This window comes from Paraburkholderia sp. RL17-347-BIC-D, from assembly GCF_046027915.1.
In the GTDB taxonomy this organism is placed as follows: Bacteria; Pseudomonadota; Gammaproteobacteria; order Burkholderiales; family Burkholderiaceae; genus Paraburkholderia.
Genome location: NZ_JARESS010000009.1, coordinates 151,558 through 172,941, shown reverse-complemented (window position 1 = coordinate 172,941; position 21,384 = coordinate 151,558). Strand labels below are relative to the sequence as shown.

General features: G+C 62.7%; 17 protein-coding genes and 1 pseudogene. 5 read left to right on the top strand and 13 right to left on the bottom strand.

What is annotated here, in order from left to right:
* Positions 1-79 precede the first annotated feature (79 nt).
* The 9 genes and pseudogenes from P0D96_RS15060 to P0D96_RS15020 form a co-directional block, all read right to left on the bottom strand.
* Positions 80-943: a hypothetical protein gene (locus P0D96_RS15060; RefSeq protein ID WP_408178365.1), complete on the bottom strand. Its 864-nt coding sequence runs from the start codon at positions 941-943 to the stop codon at positions 80-82.
* Positions 943-3,610: pseudogene (locus P0D96_RS15055) on the bottom strand (type VI secretion system Vgr family protein). Before P0D96_RS15055 ends, P0D96_RS15060 begins: the two are co-directional and overlap by 1 nt.
* A 436-nt stretch (positions 3,611-4,046) precedes the next feature.
* On the bottom strand, positions 4,047-4,997 hold the full coding sequence (locus tag P0D96_RS15050) for a dimethyl sulfoxide reductase anchor subunit family protein (RefSeq protein ID WP_408178366.1): 951 nt from the start codon (positions 4,995-4,997) through the stop codon (positions 4,047-4,049).
* A 20-nt stretch (positions 4,998-5,017) separates the two neighbouring features.
* Complete coding sequence (locus tag P0D96_RS15045) at positions 5,018-5,773, bottom strand: 4Fe-4S dicluster domain-containing protein (protein WP_408178367.1); 756 nt, start codon at positions 5,771-5,773, stop codon at positions 5,018-5,020.
* Positions 5,774-5,800: 27 nt separating this feature from the next.
* Complete coding sequence (locus P0D96_RS15040) at positions 5,801-8,725, bottom strand: molybdopterin-dependent oxidoreductase (RefSeq protein WP_408178368.1); 2,925 nt, start codon at positions 8,723-8,725, stop codon at positions 5,801-5,803.
* A 177-nt stretch (positions 8,726-8,902) separates the two neighbouring features.
* A complete protein-coding gene (locus P0D96_RS15035; RefSeq protein ID WP_408178369.1) occupies positions 8,903-9,901 on the bottom strand; it encodes an Ldh family oxidoreductase in 999 nt (332 codons plus the stop codon).
* 188 nt (positions 9,902-10,089) lie between these two features.
* Positions 10,090-11,460 (bottom strand): C4-dicarboxylate transporter DctA, encoded by a 1,371-nt coding sequence (gene dctA, locus P0D96_RS15030; RefSeq protein WP_132382978.1) that lies wholly within the window; start codon positions 11,458-11,460, stop codon positions 10,090-10,092.
* A gap of 195 nt (positions 11,461-11,655) precedes the next feature.
* Complete coding sequence (locus P0D96_RS15025) at positions 11,656-12,831, bottom strand: UxaA family hydrolase (RefSeq protein WP_132382976.1); 1,176 nt, start codon at positions 12,829-12,831, stop codon at positions 11,656-11,658.
* Between the two features lie 59 nt (positions 12,832-12,890).
* The gene (locus P0D96_RS15020; protein WP_240975458.1) at positions 12,891-13,235 is read right to left on the bottom strand and encodes a UxaA family hydrolase; all 345 of its coding nucleotides are present in this window, start codon (positions 13,233-13,235) and stop codon (positions 12,891-12,893) included.
* A gap of 258 nt (positions 13,236-13,493) precedes the next feature.
* On the opposite strand from P0D96_RS15020, the gene P0D96_RS15015 reads away from it, so the two are divergent.
* Positions 13,494-14,252, top strand: a complete 759-nt coding sequence (locus tag P0D96_RS15015; protein WP_132382974.1) for a GntR family transcriptional regulator — start codon at positions 13,494-13,496, stop codon at positions 14,250-14,252.
* A 21-nt stretch (positions 14,253-14,273) separates the two neighbouring features.
* Here the strand turns inward: P0D96_RS15015 and P0D96_RS15010 are convergent, their stop codons facing one another.
* Positions 14,274-15,206 carry a 2-hydroxyacid dehydrogenase gene (locus tag P0D96_RS15010; RefSeq protein ID WP_408314095.1) on the bottom strand — a complete coding sequence of 311 codons (933 nt, stop codon included), beginning with the start codon at positions 15,204-15,206 and terminating at the stop codon, positions 14,274-14,276.
* Positions 15,207-15,453: 247 nt separating this feature from the next.
* Here P0D96_RS15010 and P0D96_RS15005 point away from each other — a divergent pair, with 247 nt between their 5' ends.
* Complete coding sequence (locus tag P0D96_RS15005) at positions 15,454-16,941, top strand: sensor domain-containing diguanylate cyclase (protein ID WP_132382970.1); 1,488 nt, start codon at positions 15,454-15,456, stop codon at positions 16,939-16,941.
* Between the two features lie 124 nt (positions 16,942-17,065).
* On the opposite strand, the gene P0D96_RS15000 is transcribed toward P0D96_RS15005, so the two are convergent.
* Positions 17,066-17,368 (bottom strand): putative quinol monooxygenase, encoded by a 303-nt coding sequence (locus tag P0D96_RS15000; RefSeq protein ID WP_408314093.1) that lies wholly within the window; start codon positions 17,366-17,368, stop codon positions 17,066-17,068.
* A gap of 270 nt (positions 17,369-17,638) precedes the next feature.
* Between P0D96_RS15000 and P0D96_RS14995 the strand changes: the two genes are divergently transcribed.
* The gene (locus P0D96_RS14995; protein WP_408314091.1) at positions 17,639-17,980 is read left to right on the top strand and encodes a zinc ribbon domain-containing protein YjdM; all 342 of its coding nucleotides are present in this window, start codon (positions 17,639-17,641) and stop codon (positions 17,978-17,980) included.
* Positions 17,981-18,034: 54 nt separating this feature from the next.
* On the top strand, positions 18,035-18,451 hold the full coding sequence (locus tag P0D96_RS14990; RefSeq protein ID WP_408314090.1) for a VOC family protein: 417 nt from the start codon (positions 18,035-18,037) through the stop codon (positions 18,449-18,451).
* Here the strand turns inward: P0D96_RS14990 and P0D96_RS14985 are convergent.
* Together P0D96_RS14985 and P0D96_RS14980 are read right to left on the bottom strand one after the other, a co-directional pair.
* Positions 18,448-19,848 (bottom strand): heavy metal sensor histidine kinase, encoded by a 1,401-nt coding sequence (locus P0D96_RS14985; protein ID WP_408178374.1) that lies wholly within the window; start codon positions 19,846-19,848, stop codon positions 18,448-18,450. The genes P0D96_RS14990 and P0D96_RS14985 overlap by 4 nt on opposite strands.
* Positions 19,845-20,516, bottom strand: a complete 672-nt coding sequence (locus P0D96_RS14980) for a heavy metal response regulator transcription factor (RefSeq protein WP_408178375.1) — start codon at positions 20,514-20,516, stop codon at positions 19,845-19,847. The genes P0D96_RS14985 and P0D96_RS14980 overlap by 4 nt, the downstream gene beginning before the upstream one ends.
* A gap of 202 nt (positions 20,517-20,718) precedes the next feature.
* Here P0D96_RS14980 and P0D96_RS14975 point away from each other — a divergent pair, with 202 nt between their 5' ends.
* Entirely contained in the window at positions 20,719-21,351 is a 633-nt protein-coding gene (locus tag P0D96_RS14975; protein WP_132382959.1) for a hypothetical protein, read from the top strand.
* Positions 21,352-21,384: the final 33 nt, after the last annotated feature.

The window sequence follows — 21,384 nt, the reverse complement described above, 5'->3', positions numbered from 1 at the left end:
GCTCTGGTATCCATAGGTTACAGCGGCGAGAAGCGCGAGCCCGCCGATCGAAATTTTCCAGCGTTTAGCTTTTTGCATATCACTTCGCCAGCAGTCGGCCGAGAGCCTTGCCGACGGGATCATCCATATCCGAGCGGTTAATCATGTTCGGGAGGACCACTTTGCCACTGTCGACCGCCTGCTCCCACGTTCGTGCGTCACCCCACTCCTGAATGTTTGGTTGCGCCGTAATTTTTGCGAGGTCCGAAACCGGAAGATCTGCGAGACCGCCATCCAGATAGGCCAGAGGGTGTGTCCTGAACGCGAAGGCCTTGAACATATCGTCGTCGAGTTCAAGTTCGTATTGCGGAACCATCATCTTGAAGCTGCCATTCCCCGGCTTCTGGCTGCTCATCCGAATCAAATCTCCCATCATGTTCTTGTTGAGTCCATCTTCCATATTTTTCTGAAGATGCCACCGCGCTTTTTGTAGCCACGCCTGCCCTTCCGGACTCAACTTCGGATAAAGCTTGGCTCCATAAGTAGAGCAATAGTAGTACCCATAGCTCACGTAATACGAGGGCGGTTTATGCTCGCAACCGACATGTCGCATCATGAAATTGCCATGACGAGACCAATCGGAATCGGTGCTCTCAGGCGCTATCAACTGCTCGCGACGACGCAGCAAACGACGCGCGACCTCCTTGTCTTTCCATGGATCCCACGAGGTGGCAAAAGCCTTGACCGTTTCCCAGGCACTTGAGACGCTAACCTTTTCTACCGTTTCAAGATACTCACCGTGTAATGGCTGATAGTAGTACGGACATTTCCCGATTATCGAAGCCGCTGCGGGCGGCACGATCCTGTTGCAACTGCTTAGCGCGACTTTCGGGCGAACCTGGTAGCCGCTGGGCGTCAGCATTGCCGTGCCCGTTCCAAGGACTGTGCCCTGCTTGTCACCCATCAATGGTTCTCCAGAAATTTAATGACCACGTCTTTGGGCACGTGACTCTGCGTCAGCCCTGTTTCACCGAGATCGTTCGTGACACCCTGCGAAATGAGCGTGCCGTCAGAGAACATCTGGAACCTCGTATTGGCCGCGGGGATATCCGTGCCTGCCCAATGCGCGATAAATGCCTGATCGTAGTTACCTTCCGAACCGGGCATGGTGGGGATGGCAGCGGACATTTGGGTTGGCCCTGCGAACGAATGCTGGCCGCCCTTGACATCGATCTTGCCAGGCGCATGAATCTCGATGTTGCCGTCCCTAACTCGGATATACGCACCGCCCGATGTAAGCAGGATTTCCTGCTTCGCTGCCGCCTCGACCTTTTCCGTTGCCGACAACAGCTTCAACGTCTTTTGTGCGGTCAGTTCGATGTTGTCCGCGTGCACCTGAACTTCCACCTTGCCTTTGCCCGCAAACAGTTTCATCCCGGCGCTCTGCACGAACAGACTGATTTTCTCTGAGACGCTCGCGATCAGTGATTTACCGGCTGCGATATGCATGTTCTGTCCGCCGACGAGGTTCAGATGCTGGTCAGCGGACAAATGTGCGGACTTCTGCGTGGACATGGCGATGCCCGACGGGCTGCCAAACAGCATGACCGGCTGCTTGAATGCGTTCGCACTCCCCGTTCCGCCGCCCGCGGTGTTTCCACCTGATGATGAGCCCGACACGCTGTTCTGTGTCGCGTCACTGAATGACTTCAGCGAGTCGTACCCATCCTTGAGGCTTTCCGCCTGATGCGTGGTACTGGAATTCGACATCGCTTCCAGCACGCTTTCCGAATTGACCAGTTGGGCGGACGTTTCCCGCGCGTCCAGCGGTTGGCTGGCCGCCGGATAGGTGGTGACGTACAGACCTTGACCCGCGCGCACTGCACCGTAGGCATCGGACTTCAGATCGAAGCCGCTGCCGAGGTAACGTCCTCTCCTATTACCGGACTGATCGATCAGGTACCCCAAATGCAATTGGGCATTGGAGTTCGTGGAATATAGATGAACGCGATTCTGGCCGGTAGAGTCATCCATTAACATCTGGCTGTAGCCGCTGCCCTGATATTCCCTGGATTGGTAGCCGGACAGCAACCCGTTGGAATGCCAGTGAGGTTTTGTTGCGCCGTTGTAGACGCGGCCCGTGACTAGCGGCCTGTCACAGTCGCCGTCCAACCAACTGATCAGAACCTCTTCACCGACCCGTGGCACATGTACGCCACCATATCCACCACCCGTATCGGACATGGCAACGCGCACCCAGCATGACGAGTTTTCATCGCCGTTATTGAGCCGGTCCCAATGGAAGCGCACCTTGATGCGGTTCAGCGAGTCCGTGTAGACCTCTTCATTGGCAGGGCCGGCGACAATCGCTGACTGCAAATGCATGTCAGGTTTGTGATGCTCGATATGGAGCGGCCTTGCGTTGTGCCTCAATTTCGACAACGAAGAAGCCTTCACTACCATCAGCGTGCCGAACTTTCAGTCCGTCTTCAGCGGCATAGTTTGTTCTGATGGCCGCGAGGTCGCCCTTCAGGCCATCAGGGAAATCCGCAGCGTGGCCGGGCGCGGGCAGGTTGTTCTCAACGAACCAGGTGGCCTCGATAATTGCGAACCGCCGGTTCTGGGCGCTATCTGCGGCGTGCGCGGGGTGATTGTCGAGTTCGAACCAGCGGCCGGCATCCGCGCCTCGCACACCGCCCGCACCGAAGAACCGCTTGGCTCGTGATTCCCACTCTTCCACGCGAACTTTGGACAGGCTATCGCCCCGGTCCTGTTTGCCGTAGCTATAAGCCCCGGTATATTCATACACTTCCGCTTGCTGGGGCAGGCTTCCTTGAGTAGGAAGCGTCGGGATGTTAGTCCCCTTCGGATTGCCCGGCGAAGCGGGCGCCCTGTAATCGAAGGTGCGAGTCGTGAGCGTCACGCTTTGCAGCATTCGCGTGCCCGACCAGAGAACAAACGCATCGGTCTCGCTGTTCGTGCCGGCGCGATAGAACTGAACCGTCTGCGGTGAAAGTGAGGGGAGCGAGTCCAAGCTGTCCGTGACGATGAACGTATGCGACTTGCCGTCGCCCGCCTGCTCGAAATAGCCGAACAGTCCCTCACTTTCCATGAGCCGGTGAACGAAATTCCAGTCGCTCTCGTATTGCACGCAGAACGAACGCGAGGGCAAGGGCTTGCTTAGGGCGAAGCGGAATGCACCTTGGGCCTGCGGGTGCATGTTGAATACATCGGTCAGGATTTCGTCGGCCGGCTTGTCTTGCCAGATACGCGCATCTTTATGGAAGCGCAGAAAGTGCATCCACGATGCAAACGCGATCTGGTAGCTCGTGAGCCCGCTCTCCGATCCGAGGCGACGTGCGGTATGCACATATCCGTGATGAGGCAGATAGGACTTGTCTGTCTGCTGGATCCACAACGTCGCCGGCTGGGCGATCAGGGTCTTGAGCTCAACCGCGCCCGATGTGGAAACGACATCGGCAGTGAACTCGTAGTCACGACCGATTCGTGAGCGACCGACGACCCGCTGGGGCACCAGGACATCAGTTCCCAGTGAGGTATCCAGCTTCAATATGCGGTCACTCTGGACAAGCCCGCCGGTTATCGCCCCGATTATGTCCTGCGCACTCATACCGCCTCTTCTTGTTAGCCGACTGCGCGACCGCGCTCTGCGCGATTCTACAAAACATCAGAAGAATCGGCGAGCCATTAACGGTCAGCAAGCGTGAAGCGACATTAATCTTTGGATTTTAAATATGCGTCGGGCATACGGGGAAATGCTTCGGCATGAGAGGCGTTGGATGGGTAAACACGTCATACAGCGGCCACGGCCATACGGGTCTGCGCTTTGGCTGACCTTTGACTTAGCAGTGTGTCGTTCTTTTATCGGCAATGAACTGACCGACCGGTACAGCGGAGCCCTCAGAAAAAATGCAGGCCTTATGAATTCGCTTTAGAAGTCAAAATGATTCGGATTTTCTGATTCTTCTATTGCAGGATGATTTTCCCACCGTTTTTTCACATGGCGAATGGCTCGTCAATAACCCAAGCCCGCGCGACCCCGCTCCTCACCCCACCCTCGCGTAATAAAGATTCTGCGGATGCTTCGCCTCTGCAAAGAAAAACCAGCGCTCCGCCACCAGCCCCGCGTACTGCACGAGACACGCCGCAGCCAGCAGACCGAGCGAAACGCCGATCGAATGCAAGCTCGCCCCTAACGCCATCAACAACACCGGCGCGACGAACGCCGTCGCGAGAAAGCCCCATTTGACACCGCGCAGCGTCCCCGCCGATTTGCCATGAAAGAACTCGCGCAGATTGAACGCCCCGGCGGTGAAGCCGCGCGACACCTGCACCAGCTTCGGATTGTGAATGCCGGTGGCGCTCTGTACCGTCGACTTCGGCCGCAACCGCGCATTGCGCATGAGCGACGCCGAGCGGCTCGCGAGACCCGCGAGCGTCAGCACGCATGCGCAGACAGCGAGCCCAGCAGTCCACTCAGGCGCAAACCACGCGGCCAAAGCCGTCGCCAGCGTGAAGCCTGACGCGCAGCCGAGCAGCGCGAAGTTGACCAGTGTGAGCGGCGTAGCCCACTCCTGCAGAAAGCGCAGACACGCGTAGATCATCGCCGTGCAGACGAACAGCACGGCGCTCGCCAGCACGCCGAGCCAGCCGATCGCGAGCGACCACGGCGAGCCGAACCAATGCGCGACACCGTAGAAAAACGCACAGGCGAGAAACGCCGGCAGGCACAGACATTCGCGCGACAACCACGAGGTCCGCCACATCGCGATCGCACGCCATGCGCGTTCGGGATGGCCGAGATGGAAGAACGATGCGATCAGTCCGAGCCCGCCCAACACCACCGACACGCCCGCGCCAGCGACATAGAACGCCTCGACAGGCGACGCGAGCAGGCCAAGATGCGCGGCAGTTTCCACGCCGACGAGCGCGATCAGCAGCCCCTGCGCCGCGCCGCTCAAAGTGGTCAGAAAAACCACGGAGAATGCGGGATTCATCGTGAGGTCCTATCGGTTCATTAGATGCGCGTCGCCATCGACGCAAGGTGCAACTCGCCGCGCTCGAATTGCGCATCGAGCGATTCCGGCGACACGCCCGGCTCCTGCAGCGAGCCGGACGATTTGCATGAACAGGAACCGCTGCCGCAACCCGCGGCCTCGGTCGGCACACGCGGCAAATAGTGATTCGCCGGCCGTGTATTCCACTCGGGCATCAACTGGTAGCCACCGCGCTCCTCGATCGCCTTCGACACCACCGAATCCGGATCATGAATATCGCCGAACAGCCGCGCCGAAGTCGGGCAAGCGAGCACACAGGCCGGCTGACGGTCGCGCTCCGACAGATTTTCATCGTGGATCCGATCGACGCACAGCGTGCACTTGGTCATTTCCTTGCGCCCTTCGTCGAGCTCGCGCGCGCCGTACGGACACGCCCACGCGCAATACTTGCAGCCGATACAGCGGTCGAAGTCCACCAGCACGAGCCCGTCTTCTTTGCGCTTATAGCTCGCACCGGTCGGACAGACCGGCACGCACGGCGGGTCCTCGCAGTGCAGACACGACTTCGGAAAATGGATCGTCTCGGCGTTGGGAAAACTGCCGGCTTCAAAGCTCTGCACCCGGTTGAAGAAGGTGCCGGACGGATCCGCGTCGTACGGATTCAGATCGGCGAGACTGCCCGATTCGCCCGACGTGTTCCACTCCTTGCAACTCGTCACGCACGCATGGCACCCCACGCACACGTTCAGATCGATCACCAATGCCATCTGTGTCATCAAAGGCTCCTTGCGGCTGTCTCGATGCTATTTGCGCCCCGTCGCGCCGCGTAGCCGCGCCGCGAACTCCCCTCGTCCCGCGAAGTAGGTCTGCACGATCCGCGAGATCACGCCGTTCTCACCCGGCACCGCGGCCATCGCCGCGAATTGCGGCAGCGTGTGCCGCGCGTCGGCTTCCGCCGGATAGATGCGCACGCGCACGTCGTACCACGCGGCCTGGCCCGTCACCGGATCGGAATTCGACATGCGCCGCGCCACGTCGTCGTCGCGGCCGGGCAGCTCGTCGGTGATGAGGTGATTGAGCAGGAAACCGCGTTGCGATTCATTCGCGCCCGGGCCGAGGTTCCATGCACCCGACGCCTTGCCGATCGCGTTCCATGTCCATACCGTGCCCGGCTCGACGGTCTCGCTGAAGCGCGCCATGCAACGCACGCGGCCCCATTGCGATTCGGCGTAGATCCAGGCGCCGTCGGCGATACCGTTCTCGGCGGCCATCAACGGATTCATGTAGAGATAGTTCTCGCCGTGAATCTGCCGCAGCCACGCGTTCTGCGAGTCCCACGAGTGGTACATCGCCATCGGCCGCTGGGTCACCGCGGCGAGCGGAAACTGGTCGAGGTCGGTGGCCGCGCTTTCCAGCGGCGCATACCAGAACGGCAGCGGATCGAAGTACTTTTCGACGCGCGCGCGCAAGTGATCCGGCGGCTGCCTGCCGCTCGTACGGCCTTGCGCGGCGAGCCTGAACTTCTGCATCACATCGGAATACAACTGGATCAGAATCGGCTCACCGAACTTGCGAAAACCGTGCTTGACCGCCCACTCGAGATACGGCCCGTTGCAGTTGCGCATGTACTGCAGCGTCTCAGGCAGCCGGTAATGGAACACGCAATTGTTTTTCGCGTACTGCGCCCACTGGTTCGGATTCGGTTCACCCACCAGCGCCTTGTCGCCATCCTTGCCGCGCCAGCCGATCAGAAAGCCCACGCCGGAATCCGGCGAAGTCGTGAAATTGACCACGAAGTCGGGATAGTCGCGATAACGCCTTGCGCCCTCGGCGGTCGTGAACGCCGGGAATTTCAGACGCGACGCAAGCTCGATCAACACTTCCTGGAACGGCTTGCATTCGCCGGTAGGCGGCACGACCGGCACGCGCACCGAATCCACCGGACCGTCGAATTCGGAGATCGGCCGGTCGAGCATGGACATCGCGTCGTGCCGTTCCAGATACGTCGTGTCGGGCAGGATCAGATCGGCGAACGCCGTCATCTCCGACTGGAACGCGTCGCACACCACCAGAAACGGAATCTTGTACTCGCCACTGGCGTGCTTGTCGACCAGCATCTCGCGCACTTTCATCGTGTTCATCGAAGAATTCCACGCCATGTTGGCCATGAAAATCATCAACGTGTCGATCGGATACGGATCGCCGCGCCACGCGTTGGTAATCACGCTGTGCATCAGGCCATGCACGGCGAGCGGATATTCCCACGAGAAGGCCTTGTCAATGCGCACCGGCCCACCCTGATCGTCGATGAACAGGTCCTCGGGCGCAGCGGGCCAGCCGAGCGGACCGGTGGCGAGCGGCGTGTTCGGCTTGACGGCGTCGGGGCTGTTCGGCGGTTTCGCCGACGGCGGCACGGCGCGCGGAAACGGCGACTTGTGACGAAAGCCGCCGGGCGTGTCGATCGTGCCGAGCAGCGACATCAGCACGGCCAGCGCGCGGATCGACTGGAAGCCGTTGGAGTGCGCCGCGAGGCCGCGCATCGCGTGAAAGGCAACCGGGTTGCCGGTGACCGTTTCGTGCGTCTCGCCCCATGCGTCGGTCCAGCGGATCGGCAAGGTGATGCGGTGATCGCGGCTCGTCTGGATCATTTCACCCGCGAGGCGGCGAATCGTGTCCGCCGAAATGCCGGTGATGCCTGCCGCCCACTCGGGCGTGCAATCGGCCACGCGTTCGCGCAGCAAGGCGAACGACGGCGTAACCGGCGTGCCGTCGTCGAGCGTATAGCGGCCGTCGAGCGCGGGTTCGACGCCGGGCGTGTGATGCGGCACGGCGCGCGCCGCTTGAGCGTCCCACCAGAGATGATTCTGCGGAAACAGCGGGTTGCCGACCGGCCGCTCGGGATCACGCACGAACAGGCCGAAGTTTTCGCTGGCTTCGTCGAGATCGACGAGTTCCGCCGCGTTGGTGTAGCGGCGCACGAATTCGTGATCCCACGCGTCGGCGGCAATCAGTTCGTGCAGAAATGCCATGAACAGCGCGCCATCGGTGCCGGGCTTGATCGGCACCCATTCGTCGGCGATTGCCGCGTAGCCGGTGCGGATCGGATTGATCGCAATGAAGCGGCCGCCCGCGCGCTTGAACTTCGAAATGGCGATCTTGAGCGGATTCGAGTGATGGTCCTCCGCCGTGCCGATCATGAAGAAGAGCTTGGCGCTGTCGAGATCCGGCCCGCCGAATTCCCAGAACGAGCCGCCGATCGTATAGATCATGCCCGCCGCCATGTTGGCCGAGCAGAAGCCGCCGTGCGCCGCGTAATTAGGCGTACCGAACTGTTTGGCGAAGAGGCCGGTTAGCGCCTGCATCTGGTCACGCCCGGTGAAAAGCGCGAATTTTTTCGGGTCGGTGGCGCGAATTTCGCCGAGGCGCTTTTCCAGCACGTCGAACGCATGCTCCCACGACACCGGCTCGAACTGCGCGCTGCCGCGCTCCGCGCCTGGCTTGCGCATCAGCGGTTGAGTGAGGCGCGCGGGCGAGTACTGCTTCATGATGCCCGAGGCGCCCTTCGCGCAAATCACGCCCTGGTTCAGCGGATGCTCCGGATTGCCGTCGATGTAGCGCACCTCGCCTTCACGCAGATGCACACGAATGCCGCAGCGGCAGGCGCACATGTAGCAGGTGGTCGTCTTGATGTCGAGCCGTTCATCCTGCGTGCGGGCGTGGTGTTCCATGCGGGATCTCCGTCGCTGCTCCGGTGGGGCCGAAGCGGTGGTGATGCGATACCGCTCATCCTATGCGCCGTGGCCTCACAAGGGAAATCGCCATTTTCGAGAGAAACTATCCGCCACGCCGATAGTTTCCGTTTGCCTTTCAAGGGCGCGCCGGTTGTGGCGCTTCCTCGACGCCGGCTAACTGCTACCTTCGAGTTGTGCGATCAGCGCGTCCGGGATCTCGACGCCGTCTTTCTGCGCCGTGTCCGCGAGACGCTCTCTTCGATCACCGGGCAAGCGCACGTCGTCGTCCGCGAGCATCATGTCGATCAGCGCTTCCACGCGCGACAGATAGGTTTCGTCGCCGGCGAGCGCGCCTGGATCGATCGCCCAGAACAGATGGCCGATGCGCGAGCGCTCTCCCTCTTCGGTCAGAAACGAGCCGGCTTCGTAGCCGAAGTTCGCGCCTGTCAGAGCCGCCGCCAGCAGCTCGACGACCAGCGCCAGCATCGCGCCTTTGGCGCCGCCGAACGGCAGCATCATGCCGTCGAGGGCCGCGCGGGCGTCGGTGGTCGGCTGGCCGTCGGGGGTGGTCGCCCAGCCTTCGGGAATCGGCTTGCCGTCGCGCGCGGCCAGGGCGATCTTGCCGCGCGCGATCTGCGACAGCGCGAGGTCTATCACGAGTGGCTCGCCATGGCGACGCGGGAACACGGCGGCGATCGGGTTGGTCCCGAACAGCGCACGGCGGCCGCCCCACGCGGGCATCGCCGCCGGCGAATTGCTGAACGCAAGAGCAACCATGCCAGCGGCGCCGAGCGCGGCCAGATGGGCCGCGCCCACGCCGAAATGGTGGCTGCGCTTCACGCCCGCGACCGCGCTGCCGTACTGCTTCGTGCGCTCGGCAAGCGTCGAGACCGCGAGGTCGCACGCGGGATAGGCCAAACCGTCCGCGCCGTCGATCAGCACCGCCGCGCCGCGATCCGCCACGATCGTCGCTTGCGCGGCGGGATCGACGCGGCCGTTGCGCAACTGCGCGCAATACATCGGCAAACGCGATACACCGTGCGACGACAAACCGCGCAGGTCCGCATAGACCAGCGCGCGAGCCGTGGACTCGGCGGTGGCCGGCAACGCGCCCGCGCGGCGCAGCGAGTCGACGGCAAGCATGGTGAGCGCGTCGGGAGACAATCGGGCCATCGGGTCATTCCTCAAGTTGTTGTGTTGTTGGTATTGGTCGGGCGCCGCGGCGAACCGTTCAACCGGAAACCCAGCCACGCACTGCGCCGAGCATGCGATCGAAGCGCACACGAAGCAATGCCGCAATGCATCGATTGCGGCATTGCCCATGACGATCCTCATTCGGATCGCTGTCGTGATTGTCCTACTTAGCCGCCCTTTTCCAGCAGCGTCGTGCCGGCGGCCGGGCGTCTCTCCTCGAGGCCGGGTTGAGTCGACGGCCCCTGAGCCTGCGGTTTCGACTGCGACTGCGGCTGCACCTGATCCCGGACTTCGCGCGGAGCCGCGAGGAATTCCCGCGCCGCGCGCGCATCGAAAGCCCCTTCCCAGCGCGCAACCACCAGCGTCGCCACCACGTTGCCGATCATATTAGTGAGCGCGCGGATTTCGTTGAGCACGCGATCGACGCCGAGAATCAGCGTGATGCCCGCCACGGGAATGATGTTGTGCGTCGACAGCGTCGCCGTCAGTGCGACCAGCGCCGCGCCCGCCACACCCGCGCCGCCCTTCGACGTCAGCATCAGAATCGCCAGCAATCCCAGTTGCTGCATCAGCGAGAGATGCGTGTTGGTGGCCTGCGCGATGAACAGCGAGGTCATGGTCAGATAGATCGCGGCGCCGTCGAGGTTGAATGAATAGCCCGTGGGCAGCACGAGGCCGACAATCGCCCGCGGGCAGCCCATGCGTTCGAGCTTCTCCATCAGGCGCGGCAGCACGGATTCCGTGGTCGACGTGCCCAGCACGATCAGCAGTTCCTCGCGGAAGTAGCGCAACAGCGGCCAGAGTCCGACGCCTGCCCAGCGCGCCGCCGCACCGAGCACGACGACGATGAACAGGATGCTGGTGATGTAGAAGCAGAGAATCAGCAGACCGAGTTGCTGCAAGGTGCCGATGCCGTATTTGCCGACCGTGAAGGCAATCGCGCCGAATGCGCCGAGCGGCGCGAGCCGCATGATCATCTCGACAATGCGCATGAGCGTATCGCCGAACTGTTCGATGCCACGCATGAGCAACCGGCTGCGCTGCGACATGATCGACAGCGCGATGCCGAACAGCACCGAGAACAGCAGCACCTGCAGCAGATCGCCACGCGCGAACGCGCCGACCACCGAATTCGGCACGATCATATCGAAGAAGCTCGAGGACGCCGAATGCGCGTCCGCCACGTAGTGCGTCACGGCGTGCGCGTCGAGCGTGGCGGGATCGATGTTCAGCCCCGCGCCGGGATGCAGCACGTTTGCCACGACCAGCCCGATCACGAGCGCGATGGTGGTCACCACCTCGAAGTAGAGCAATGTTTTGAATCCGACGCGGCCGACCTGCTTGAGGCTTTCCATCCGCGCAATGCCGACTGACACGGTGCAGAAGATCACCAGCGTGATCAGCATCTTGATGAGGCGGATGAAGGTATCGCCGAGCGGCTTCATTTCGACGCCGAACGCGGGCGCGAAGTAACCGACGAGAATTCCGGCCGCAAGTCCGATCAGGACCTGCACGTAGAGATGTTTGAGCACGCGCAAGATGGTGTCTCCTCCACTCGCTGCCGCCAGGTGTCGAACCGGCGCCGTAGCGGCATGGCTTGCCGGCAACGGGCGGCGTCGTGGCCGTTCTCCGTGCCGGCGCGCGCCGGGAATTGGGGGTCCACTGCGATACTACCAGGCAAGCGCGAGGCAAGCGAAACAACCGCTCAAACCGCGCTTGCCCGGCCGCCAGACTCAGGCGCTTTCGAACAGCCGGGTCAGCACGAACTCGCGATGACCGAGCGCTTCCGCCGCGGTAAAGCGGCCGTTGATCGTGGCCATCATGCATTCGAGCAGTTTGTCGCCGCTCTGATCGAGGTTCTGTTCGCGCTGCAGGATGCCGGTTACATCGACGTCGATATGCTCGCCCATGGTGCGCACCGTACGCGGGTTCGCGCAGATCTTGATGACCGGCACGATCGGGTTGCCTATCACGTTGCCCTGCCCCGTCGGGAAGAAATGCACCGCGAAGCCGGACGCCGCACACAAGGTCACCATCTCCGCCGCCGCCGACGACGAATCCATGAACCATAGACCGGAGTGCGTCGGTTCCTCGGCTTTGTCGAGCACGCCGTCCACCATGCACTTCTTGCCGATCTTCTGGATATTGCCGAGCGCCTTTTCCTCGATGGTCGTGAGGCCGCCCGCGATATTACCCTTGGTGGGTTGCGACTCGGAAAGATCGTCCGTCTTCCAGCGGTTGATCATGTCCTGATAGCGGTCGAACATGAACTGGAAGCGCTCGCGCACGCCGTCGTTGGCGCAGCGCGCTGCGACGATCTGCTCGCCGCCGGTCAACTCCGAGGTCTCGCCGAACACGAGCGTGGTGCCGAGTCCGTACAGCTTGTCGAAAGCATTGCCGACAGTCGGATTGGCGCCGCAGCCCGAGGTCGTATCCGACTCGCCGCATTTGGTGGAGACCCACAGCTCCGAGATCGGGCATTCCTCGCGATCGAGCGACGTGGCGTACTGCACCATTTCCTTGGCCGCCTTCGAAGCGCGCATGATCGTGTCGTGGTCGCCGTGCAGTTCGATGCCGAAGCCCATCACCGGCTTGCCGGTTTTCGCAATGCCGTCCACCACACGTTTGGTCCAGCCTTCCTCGATGCCGATCACGACCACCGCCGCGACATTCGGATTGCTGCCCGCGCCGATCAGCGTACGAAAGTGCAGGTCGAGGTCGGCGCCGAACTGCAGTCGCCCGTACGGATGCGGCAGCGCCATGGTGCCCTTGATGTTGTTCTCCACGGCTTGCGCCGCGGCGTTCGATAGATCGTCGACCGGCAGGATGATCACGTGGTTGCGTACGCCAACGCGGCCATTGTCGCGACGATAGCCGCGGAAAGTCGTATCCAGGTCAATCACGCTCATGGTGTATCTCTCGTTCAGGTGTGGGGGCGATTCAATTGCGGCAGTCTGTCCGGCGCGACTTACCAGCGCTTCGTCTTGATGTTGTGCACGTGGGCGTGTTCGCCGGCGCTGATCGGCGCGACCACCTTGCCGATATCGACGCCGTACTTGAACACCGTGTCGCCCACCGCCATGTCCTTGAGCGCCACCTTGTGACCGATGGGAATGTCCTGCTTGGCCGGGAAAGTCACGATCTCGTCGTCGTCCATGATCCACGCGTTGAGTTGCGTGCCCGCCTTGATGCCCTCGACGACCGCCACACCGACTGTGTCCTTCGCCTCGTGCAACACGATGTGAATCGTCTTGCGTTCGGGCGATGCGCCCGCTGCCGCGGTGCCCTTGATGTCTGCCGTGGGATTGCTCATTAGCGTCTCCGTTCGTGTATTGAATGCGGTGTCGTGCCGCCGGGGAAAGCGCAGCCAGATGCGCTGCTGTGAATCGATAGTAGGCGCCGCATCGATGGATGTCAACTAGGTCATCTATATGTGTTAGATGAGTGTTTTCCAGTAGTGTCGAGATAATCCATCTCATCTAGATGGACTAGATGAGTTTGTCGTTTAAAATCCAGGCAGGTTTAACCTTCGCGAGCGGCGTCGCGCGACTCGCGTATTTCAGAGGTTGTCATGAGCACGCTCGCCATCAATCCGCCCGCGCTGGGCGGCACGCGCTACAAAGAGGTCAAGAGCGCGATTCTCGCCGCGCTCTCGGCAGGCGAATGGAAAGGCGGCGAATGCATTCCTTCGGAGAAGCGGCTCGCCGAGCGCTTCGGCGTGTCCATCGGCACGCTGCGCAAAGCGATCGACGAACTCTGTGCCGAGAACATCCTGATCCGTCACCAGGGCCTGGGCACGTTCGTGTCCATGCATCAGCGCGACCGGCATTTTTTCCGTTTCTTCAGGATCGTGCGGCGCGACGGCGACAAGGCCTATCCCGTCGTCACGCTGGTCGATTTCAAAAAGGCCCGCGCCTCGCGCGACGTGGCGGCCGCGCTCGGCGTGGAAACCGGCGCGCGCGTATTCCAGTTCGTCAACGGCCTGGCGCTGCATGGCAAAACGGTGCTGATCGAACATATCACCGTGCCGGAGGCCCATTTTCCGGGCCTCACCGAAACGAAACTGCGCAACCGGCCGAACACGCTGTACAACTTCTATCAGGACGGCTTCGGCATCAACGTGGTCGAAACCGATGAACGCGTGAGCGTGGGTCTCGCGAGCGAACTGGAGAGCGCGCAACTCGGCGTCGAGGTCGGTGCGCCGTTGCTGGAGATCCGGCGTATCGCCTACTCGTATCACCGCAGCGTGGTCGAGCTGCGTGTTTCACGGGTCAATACCGAAGAGTACGAGTACATCGGCAACCGGCCGGGCGGCAACGAAGAGAAGTAACCGCGGAACGCGCTTGCGACGTCAGATTGGCGTCAATACCGGCTCTCCCGCGAAATGCCGCCGGGCGTTGCTCAGAAAGTTATCGACTGAGGCCGTGATCGCTTCCGGCGAGCGGCCGCCCACGTGCGGCGTCAACACCACGTTGCGCAGTGCCAGCAAGGCGCCCGGTGGATTCGGCTCGCCCTCGTAGACGTCGAGCGCGGCGCCGGCAATCGTGCCGGCTGTAAGCGCGTGGGCGAGCGCTGCCGTGTCGAGCACGCTGCCGCGCGAGACGTTGACCAAGAAGCCGTGCGGACCGAGCGCCTCGAACACCGCCTCGTCGATCAGATGACGCGTGCCCGCACCGCCCGGCGTCGCGACGATCAAAAAGTCGCTCCAGCGCGCGAGCCCTTCCACGCTGTCGAAGTACTGATGTGGCGAGCCTTCACGCGGCTTACGGTTGTGATAGCCGATTTCCATCTCGAAGCCCGCACCGCGGCGCGCAACCTTCTCACCGATATTGCCGAGCCCGACAATGCCGAGGCGCTTGCCGGAGACGTTCGGGCGCATCGGCAAGGTGTCGCGCCAGACGCCCTCGCGGGTGGCCTGATCGAGTTGCGGCACGTCGCGCACGACCGCGAGCAGCAAGGCGAATGCATGATCGGCCACGCAATGATCGTTGGTGCCCGCGCCGTTGACGAGCACGATACCGCGCGAGCGGGCGTGGTCGACGGCGAGGTTTTCATAGCCCGCGCCCAGCGCGCTGAGCAGTTCGAGCTGCGGCATGCGGTCGATGTCCGCGGCGGCGAGCCCGGTCGTGCCGTTGGTCAGCACGGCGCGAATCGTCTTGCCGTGCGCGTCGAGCGCGGCGGCTCGTTCGGCGGCATCGGGCGCGTAGACCACTTCGAACGCCGCCTCGATCTTGGCGCGGCTTGCATCGTTGAGGTGGATCAGAACTAGCAGGGATGGCTTCATGGCGGCGCTTTTTCTTGGCAACGTGGATGGACCGGACAAGTTTCAGGCCAGTGTAACAAGGCTCCAGACCGCTTGCCGGCAAGCGTCCCGAGAGCTGGATGCCCCGCCGGGCGCACCTCAAGTCGATCGGAACCCCGCCGTTATCTTGTTTGACGCCCTGACGCAAAAATGATGCGTAACTGGTCTTTCTTTTCAGCCACAGCCCAACCCGTCTTAAAATAGCGGCACTTCCGATCGTGAGAACCTCATGCTGGACATCCTCCCGCGCGGCCCTGCGCCCGCCAACGACGATTCCGAGATGTTCGAACTCGCGCCCGTCTCGCTCTGGCTCGAAGACTTCAGCGGCGTGCGCAGCTTGTTCGAAGCATGGCGGGCAGACGGCGTGACCGATCTGCGCGCGCATTTCGCTGCCAATCCGGGCTGTGTCGCGCAATGCGCGCACAGCATCCGCGTCATCAAGGTCAATCAGAAGACGCTGACGCAATTCGAGGCCGCCGATTTCGAGGCGCTCACCGGCAATCTCGCCTCGGTATTCCGCGACGACATGCTCAAGACCCACCTCGAAGAGTTATGCCAGTTGTGGGCCGGGCAATCGCAGTTCACCAGCCAGACGGTCAACTACACGCTCGGCGGACGGCGCCTCGACGTGCTGCTCAAGGGCGCCGTGCTGCCCGGCCACGAGGCGCGCTGGGACCGCGTGCTGGTGTCGGTCGAAGACATTACGGAACTGGAAGGCGCGCGGCATCGCGTGACGCTTGCCGAGCAGTATGTGCGCGGCCTGTTCGAGTATTCGCCGGTGTCGCTCTGGGTGGAGGATTTCAGCGCGGTCAAGCGTCTGCTCGACGAAGCGCGCGCGGCCGGCATCAACGATTTCCGCGTGTTCACGGACGTGCATCCCGAGTTCGTCGAACGCTGCATGCAGGAAATCCATGTGCTCGACGTGAACCAGCACACGCTCGACATGTTCGCGGCGAAAGACAAGAAAACGCTGCTCGCGCGTCTCGCCGACGTGTTCCGTGATGACATGCGTCCGCATTTCCGCGAGCAACTGGTCGACCTGTGGGACGGCAAGCTGTTCCAGCAGCGCGAAGTGCTCAACTATTCGCTCGACGGCAGCGAGGTGCACGTGCACCTGCAGTTCTCCGTCCTGCCGGGCCATGAGAAGACCTGGGATCTGGTGCTGGTGGCGCTCACGGACATCACGGCGCGCAAGAAGGCCGAAGCCTATCTCGAGTTCCTCGGCAAGCACGACGTGCTGACCAAACTGCGCAACCGCTCTTTCTACGTGGACGAACTGAACCGGCTCGAACGCAAGGGCCCGTGGCCCGTGACGATCATCATGGCCGATCTGAACGGTTTGAAACGCGTGAACGATCAGCTCGGCCACGCCGCGGGCGACGCGCTTTTGCGGCGCGCCGGCGAGGTGCTGGCCAAGGCGACTGAGACGCCGTTTCACGCGGCGCGCATCGGCGGCGACGAGTTCGCGATCCTGATGCCGGACACCGACGAGCGCGGCGGCGCCGCGATGGTCGATGCGATCAGGCAACTGGTGGAGTTGAACAATCAGTTCTATCCGGGCTCGCCGCTCAGCTTCTCGATGGGCGCGGCCACCTGCCAGCGCGGCGACCGGCTCGAAGCAGGCGTGCAGCGCGCCGATCTGCTGATGTACGAGGAAAAGCGCGCGACCTACGCAAATCAGCCGGCTGCGAACGCGTCCGACGCGGCAGGCGGCTGAAAAGCGCACGCGCCGGATCGCGACGCGGCGCCGGCGCTGCGTCGGCGTGATAACCGCCATATTCCGCGTTGCAGTGGCAGCAAACGGGAAGGCCGTGCGACCGGCCGCGCCGTCAGCGGCTCGTTCAGCCCGGCAATTTGGCCGCCAGCACATCGACCTTTTCGATAGTGGGCGGCGAGGCGAACAGTTCGCCGGCCTTCGCCATCAACGCGGCCGCCACCTTGCCGTTCAGGTGCGCGTCACGGCCGCTTTCATCCGAAAAGGCGTCGAAGATGCCGAACGTGGACGGCCCCAGCTTCAAACCGAACCACGCGACGGTGCCCGGCTCTTCCTCGACGAGCGGCAAGCCGCCAAGCAGAAACGCTTCGACCTCTTTTTCCTTGCCGGGCTTGGCTTCGAGACGAACGTACAGTGCGAGTTTGACCATGACAGAACTCCTGTTGTGAGATTCGAGCAATCGGTGTGCTTTGCAAAGCTTCGCCAGGCGTGACGAAACTTGCGGGACCGCCAGGCTATCGGAAAAGTATAGTCCGCTGCCCGTGCAGCGTCACCACACGTGACTCGCGCCGGCCTCCGCACTCGCTAGTTTGCGCTGGCGCAGCATCCCGCGCATCGGACGCCGGCGGCCCGCCACGCGTCCGCTATACTCGCCGACCCTGAAGTTATCCGCGGCCCGCCGCGGTCTGGAAAGAAAATCATGTCGACAATTCCCGCCTGCCCGCAGTGCGCGATGGAAAACACCTACCCGGACGGCGACAACTACGTCTGCCCCGATTGCGCGCATGAATGGCCGACGAACGCTGCCGTGTCCGCCGACGACGCCGACGAGCGCGTGGTCAAGGACGCCAACGGCAACCCGCTGGCGGATGGCGATGCAGTCGTGCTGATCAAGGACCTGAAAGTGAAAGGCTCGTCGATCACGCTGAAAATGGGCACCAAGGTGAAGAGCATTCGCCTTGTCGGCGGCGATCATGAAGTGGACTGCAAGATGGACGCCGGCAACTTCATGCTGAAGGCCGCATATCTGAAGAAGGTTTGAGTCTGAACCAACGGCGCTGGCCAGCACGGGCAGCACTCACGAGGAGCGACAGCCATGCTTTCCCACGTTTTCATCGGCATCAGTGATTTCGAGCGTGCCTGCGGCTTTTACGACGTGCTGATGGATACGCTCGATCTGCGGCTCAAGTTCCGCGATCCCGACGCATGCTGGTCCGGCTGGATGGCGGCAGATGCGCCGCGCCCGCTGTTCGTGATCGGCAAGCCTTACGACGGTCAACCAGCGTCGGCCGGCAACGGTCAGATGATCGCCCTGCTCGCCGCCGACCGCGCCACGGTCGATCGCGCGCACGCCGCGGCGCTCGCTCACGGCGGCACGTGCGAGGGGCCGCCGGGTTTGCGCCCGCAGTATCACGCGAACTATTACGGCGCTTACTTTCGCGATCAGGACGGCAACAAGCTCTGCGTGTGCTGTCATGAGCCGCAGACCCCGGCCGTGGCGGCCAGCACTTAAGCGCCCGGAAAGCGCAACTCGAAACGCACCACGCCCGGCGCCGGACACACCACGCGCGCCGTGCCGCCATGCAGATGCATGATCGCCTTGACGATCGCGAGGCCCAGACCGCTCGATTCGGTGAACGCGCTGCGTGCCGCGTCTGCGCGATAAAAACGATCGAACAGACGGCCTAGTTGCTCGTCGGGAATCGGCGCGCCGTCGTTTTCGACCACCACGGTGGCGCCCGCTTCGTCCTGCGTGCCACGCAGACGCACCACCGTATCGCTCGCGCCGTAACGCACGGCATTGACGACCAGGTTGTTGATCGCGCGGCGGCACAGCATCGGATTGACCGATGCCACGCCTGCGGCCTCGACCACGAAGCGCATGCCGCGTTCATCGGCGAGACCTTCAAAATAGTCTGCGATCCTGACGAGTTCCTCGCGCAGATCGACCCGTTCACGCTCCACTGAAAGCGCCGCATGGTCAGCGTGCGCGAGAAACAGAATGTTTTCCGCGATATGGCTCAGGCGGCTCAGCTCCTCGAGATTCGATTCGAGCACCTGCTGATATTCGTCGGGCTCGCGGGTGCGGGCCAGCGTCACTTGCGTCTGCCCGATCAACGCGCCGACCGGTGTGCGGATCTCGTGCGCCAGATCGGCGGAGAACTGCGAGAGCCGTTGATAACCGTCGGCGAGACGGTCGAGCATGGCGTTGAACGCGTGCGTGAGCTGGCGCAATTCGAGCGGCGCCGCCTCGCTGTCGAGCCGCACGGACAGGCTCGTGGGACTGATCTGCGCGGCGCGCGTGGCAATCTCCCGAACCGGGCGCAACGCGCGGCGCAGCACGTACCAGGCAAGCAGCGTCGCGGCCAGCATGCCGATCAGCGTGGCCAGCACGATGCGGTTGCGGTACGCAGCCAGCATGCGCACTTCCTCCGTCATCGGGTGGCCGGCGATCACTTCGACTTCGGTGCCGTCCTCGCGCGCTTTGGCGGTGGCGATCGCCCAATGCACCGGCACACCGTTGCCCAGCTGTGTCTGGCGAATGTCGGCAAAGGTCGGCAAGCGGTCCTCCACACCGGCTTGCAGCGCGGGCACCGCCACGCCCGCCGGGTTCACGTCGATGAACGGCGCCTCGCCCGGACGGCGAAACAGCAGCACGTCCTGTTCCGCACCGAGCATGGTCTCGAACAGCAGCGGCCGGCTCTTCAATTCGCTCACTGAATAGAGATCGCGCACGATGCGGCTGAAGTGCTCGACGCGGGCGGTCAGCACCACGTCCGCGCGGCGTTGCAACGACACTTCCGCGGAGTGATAGAAATACGCGCCGAGCGTGCCGATCACCACGCACGCGATCGCCGCGAACAGCACCGTGGTGCGAGCCGTGAGCGAGCGCCCGGTCCAGAATTTCATGAGCTGTCGCCGAACGTGTAGCCGATGCTGCGCACCGTATGAATCAGCTTCTTTTCGAACGGATGGTCGATCTTGGCGCGCAGCCGCTTGATGGCCACGTCGACCACGTTGGTGTCGCTGTCGAAATTCATGTCCCACACTTCGGAGGCGATCTGCGTGCGCGACAGCGCTTCGCCCTGGCGGCGCACCAGCAGATGCAACAGCATGAATTCCTTGTTGGTGAGCGGAATCTCCACGCCTTCGCGCGTCACCTTGCGGCGCAGCACGTCGAGCTTGAGGTCGGCGATTTCGAATACGTCGCTTTCGCGGATCACGCCGCGGCGCAGCAGCGTGCGGATACGCAGCACCAGCTCCGTAAATGAAAACGGCTTGACGAGATAATCGTCCGCACCGAGTTCGAGGCCGCGAATACGGTCGCTAACGTGATCGCGCGCGGTCAGGAAAATCACCGGCAAATCGCGCCGCGCGCGCAGCGCGCGCATGATTTCCCAACCGTCGATACCGGGCAGCATCACGTCCAGCACCACGAGGTCGTAAGCATTTTCGAGCGCCATGTGCAGGCCGTCCGTGCCGGTGCGCGCGAGATCGACCGCATAGCCGCTCTCGCGCAAACCCTTCTTCAGGTAGTCGCCGGTTTTCGGATCGTCTTCGATGACGAGGATGCTCATGGTGCTCGGTGCTCCGATTCGGACGTCCGCTCAGCGGTTCGTTCTGGCGCTCGCTGAAACGCTGAAATGCTGGACGTGGATATGCCGGCCATTTTACGTGGCTGCCGCGCGCCATTCATGACGTTTTTGTCATCTGCCTGTCACTCGCCGGAGCCGGTCCCGGGTCTAATCTGCCCCATCCGTCACCACCTGGAGCTGATTCATGAAGATCGTTTCCGCGCACGCGTTGCGCGCCTTCGCCGCCCCCGCGCTCGTTGCCGCTGCTTTGCTCGCCGCCGGGCCGGCTGCCCAAGCCCAGAACGCCATGCCTACCGGCGTGCGCGGCACGGTGACGTCGCTGTCGGGCGATCTGCTCAAGGTCCACACGCGCGACGGCAAGGATGTCGACGTGAAGCTCGCCAAGGACACGCCGATTCGCGGCGTCGTGCTCGCCAACGTGAACGACATCAAGCCGGACAGCTATGTCGGCACCGCCGCGATCCCGCAAGCGGACGGCACGCTGAAGGCGCTCGAAGTGCACGTGTTCCCGGCCAGCATGCGCGGCTCGGGCGAAGGCCACCGTCCGTGGGATCTGGGCGGCAACAGCTCGATGACCAACGGCACCGTGGGTTCGCTCGTGGTCAGCAACGGCCGCACGATCACCGTGAAGTACAAGGACGGTGAAAAGAAAATCGTGATTCCGCAAGACGTGCCTATCGTCGCGCTGGAACCGGGTGACCGTTCGCTGCTGGTGCCGGGCGCGAAAGTCGTGCTGTTTGCACACAAGGAAGCCGACGGCTCGATGGCCGCCAACTTCATCTCCGCGGGCGAGCATGGCGTGACGCCGCCGATGTAATACGGCGTTGCCAGCTTTTCTGTTTGCTTGAAC

Bases quoted from the DNA above. Each gene is read 5' to 3' on its own strand.
- P0D96_RS15060 (WP_408178365.1), bottom strand. From the start codon at position 943: ATGGGTGACAAGCAGGGCACAGTCCTTGGAACGGGCACGGCAATGCTG.
- P0D96_RS15050 (WP_408178366.1), bottom strand. From the start codon at position 4,997: ATGAATCCCGCATTCTCCGTGGTTTTTCTGACCACTTTGAGCGGCGCG.
- P0D96_RS15045 (WP_408178367.1), bottom strand. From the start codon at position 5,773: ATGACACAGATGGCATTGGTGATCGATCTGAACGTGTGCGTGGGGTGC.
- P0D96_RS15040 (WP_408178368.1), bottom strand. From the start codon at position 8,725: ATGGAACACCACGCCCGCACGCAGGATGAACGGCTCGACATCAAGACG.
- P0D96_RS15035 (WP_408178369.1), bottom strand. From the start codon at position 9,901: ATGGCCCGATTGTCTCCCGACGCGCTCACCATGCTTGCCGTCGACTCG.
- P0D96_RS15025 (WP_132382976.1), bottom strand. From the start codon at position 12,831: ATGAGCGTGATTGACCTGGATACGACTTTCCGCGGCTATCGTCGCGAC.
- P0D96_RS15020 (WP_240975458.1), bottom strand. From the start codon at position 13,235: ATGAGCAATCCCACGGCAGACATCAAGGGCACCGCGGCAGCGGGCGCA.
- P0D96_RS15015 (WP_132382974.1), top strand. From the start codon at position 13,494: ATGAGCACGCTCGCCATCAATCCGCCCGCGCTGGGCGGCACGCGCTAC.
- P0D96_RS15010 (WP_408314095.1), bottom strand. From the start codon at position 15,206: ATGAAGCCATCCCTGCTAGTTCTGATCCACCTCAACGATGCAAGCCGC.
- P0D96_RS15005 (WP_132382970.1), top strand. From the start codon at position 15,454: ATGCTGGACATCCTCCCGCGCGGCCCTGCGCCCGCCAACGACGATTCC.
- P0D96_RS15000 (WP_408314093.1), bottom strand. From the start codon at position 17,368: ATGGTCAAACTCGCACTGTACGTTCGTCTCGAAGCCAAGCCCGGCAAG.
- P0D96_RS14995 (WP_408314091.1), top strand. From the start codon at position 17,639: ATGTCGACAATTCCCGCCTGCCCGCAGTGCGCGATGGAAAACACCTAC.
- P0D96_RS14990 (WP_408314090.1), top strand. From the start codon at position 18,035: ATGCTTTCCCACGTTTTCATCGGCATCAGTGATTTCGAGCGTGCCTGC.
- P0D96_RS14985 (WP_408178374.1), bottom strand. From the start codon at position 19,848: ATGAAATTCTGGACCGGGCGCTCGCTCACGGCTCGCACCACGGTGCTG.
- P0D96_RS14980 (WP_408178375.1), bottom strand. From the start codon at position 20,516: ATGAGCATCCTCGTCATCGAAGACGATCCGAAAACCGGCGACTACCTG.
- P0D96_RS14975 (WP_132382959.1), top strand. From the start codon at position 20,719: ATGAAGATCGTTTCCGCGCACGCGTTGCGCGCCTTCGCCGCCCCCGCG.